General features: G+C 71.8%; 3 protein-coding genes. All 3 read right to left on the bottom strand.

The annotated features are described in order from the left end of the window. Nucleotides 1–132: 132 nt before the first annotated feature. Nucleotides 133–753, bottom strand: a complete 621-nt coding sequence (locus D471_RS0118950; protein WP_017600068.1) for a cyclodeaminase/cyclohydrolase family protein — start codon at nucleotides 751–753, stop codon at nucleotides 133–135. Nucleotides 754–801: 48 nt separating this feature from the next. Then, complete coding sequence (gene purU / locus D471_RS0118945) at nucleotides 802–1,653, bottom strand: formyltetrahydrofolate deformylase (RefSeq protein WP_017600067.1); 852 nt, start codon at nucleotides 1,651–1,653, stop codon at nucleotides 802–804. Between the two features lie 41 nt (nucleotides 1,654–1,694). After that, nucleotides 1,695–1,968: L-serine ammonia-lyase, iron-sulfur-dependent, subunit alpha (locus D471_RS35120; RefSeq protein WP_040690309.1), on the bottom strand; the 274-nt coding region annotated here is incomplete at its 5' end.

Below are 1,968 nucleotides of genomic sequence, written 5' to 3'. Positions count from 1 at the left end.
CCCCCAGCCTCGGCTGGGTGCCCGCCGCCCCCAGGTCGGCGGCCTCCTCCCGGACGCGCCGCCGGATCTGTGCGGCCAGCGGTTTGCCCGACAGCGCGGTGGTGACGCGGTGCTCCGACGTCGTCACGGTGGTCATCCGGTGAGCTCCTTCCTGACCGCGGCGGTGACCTTCTCCGCCCGTTCGACGACGGGGTCGACGGACCGGGCCGCGGCGGAGAACTCCACCCGTGCCTCGTCGTCCCCGATGCCGCCCAGGTTGACCTCGATGTTCACCCGGGCCGTGGTGGCGGCGGCGCGGGCGGCCTGGGCCGCCGCGGCCACGTCGGTGATCACGTTGCGGTTGCCGACCGGCAGGATCCGCTCGGCCAGCGAGACGATCTCGACGGCGGCCCCGATGGCCGCGACGGGCGGTTCGCAGGCCTCCCGCAGGGCCGCGGCCATGGCGGCGGAGCGCGCCGCCTTCTCGTCGTCGGTCGACCGGGGCAGCGCGTAGGCGTCGGCGACGGCCGAGAAGGCCTGCGCGTCCGCCTCCGCGACATCCAGTGCCTCGGTCCGCAGCCGGTCGGCGGTCCGCCCGATGTCGGAGATCTCCTCGGCGTGCTCGGCGAAGCGCGCGCCGTCGCTGTACCGGGCCACCATGCCGACCAGCGCGGCGGCCTGGGCCGCGTGCACGGCGGCGGTGGCGCCGCCTCCGGGGGCGGGTGTCCGGGCCGCGAGTTCGGCCAGGAAGTCGCCGATGGTCTGACTGTGCATCACGATGTCCGTCCTTGGGGGGTGTCGGGGGCGGGACAGCCCCGGGGGTCATCGGAAGACGACGGTGCCGCGGCCGTTGAGCAGGACCCGGTGTTCGCAGTGCCAGCGCACCGCCCGGGACAGCGCGAGCGCCTCTGCGTCGCGGCCCACCGTCGCCAGCGCGCGCGGGTCGTGGGAGTGGTCCACCCGCAGCACCTCCTGCTCGATGATCGGGCCCTCGTCGAGGTCGGCGGTCACGTAGTGCGCGGTCGCCCCGACGTACTTCACGCCGCGCTCGTAGGCCCGGTGGTAGGGCTTCGCGCCCTTGAAACCCGGCAGGAACGAGTGGTGGATGTTGATCACGCGTCCTTCGAGCTTGGCGCACAGGTCGTCGGAGAGGACCTGCATGTACCTGGCGAGCACCACGAGGTCGGCGTCGTACTCGTCGACGAGCTCCAGCACGCGCGCCTCGGCGGCGGCCTTGGTCTCGGCGGTCACCGGCACGTGGACGAAGTCCAGACCCGCCGCCTCGGCCATGGGGCGCAGGTCCTCGTGGTTGGACACCACGCCGACGATCTCCCCGCCGAGGTTGCCCGCACGCCAGCGGAACAACAGGTCGTTGAGGCAGTGGGCGGTCTTGGACACCATCACCAGGACGCGCGGCTTCCGCTCGTCCCACAGTTGGAACTCCATGGCGAACTCCCGTGCCACGGCGACGAACTCGCGCCGGAGGTCGCCGACGCCCAGCTCCGGCGCCGAGCACGAGAACGACGTCCGCAGGAACAGTCGGCCGCGGACGTCGTCGTCGAACTGCTTGTGCTCGACGATGTCGCACCCCCGCTCGACCAGGAACTCGGTCACCGCGTGGACGATGCCCGTCCGTTGCGGGCACCGGAGAGTGAGAGTGAAGGTTCGCGCCACGATGTCCTCCTCAGTGTGCGGGGGTGAGAGTTCTCGGCCGGTCAGCACTCGACGATGTTGAGCGCGAGCCCGCCACGAGCGGTCTCCTTGTACTTGTCCTTCATGTCGGCGCCGGTCTCCCGCATGGTCTTGATGGCCTTGTCCAGGCTCACGTGGTGTGCGCCGTCGCCGCGTACCGACATCCGCGCCGCGGTGATGGCCTTGATGGAGGCGATCGCGTTGCGCTCGATGCAGGGGATCTGCACCAGGCCGCCCACCGGGTCGCAGGTGAGGCCGAGGTTGTGCTCGATCCCGATCTCCGCGGCGTTCTCCACC

Origin of the sequence: Nocardiopsis lucentensis DSM 44048 (assembly GCF_000341125.1) — a bacterium.
Lineage (GTDB): Bacteria > Actinomycetota > Actinomycetes > Streptosporangiales > Streptosporangiaceae > Nocardiopsis > Nocardiopsis lucentensis.
Note: the sequence above shows the minus strand (reverse complement) of the source record. Positions and strands in the feature narration are given on the sequence as shown.

Coding starts and splice junctions, on each gene's coding strand:
- D471_RS0118950 (WP_017600068.1), bottom strand. CDS start 753: ATGCACAGTCAGACCATCGGCGACTTCCTGGCCGAACTCGCGGCCCGG.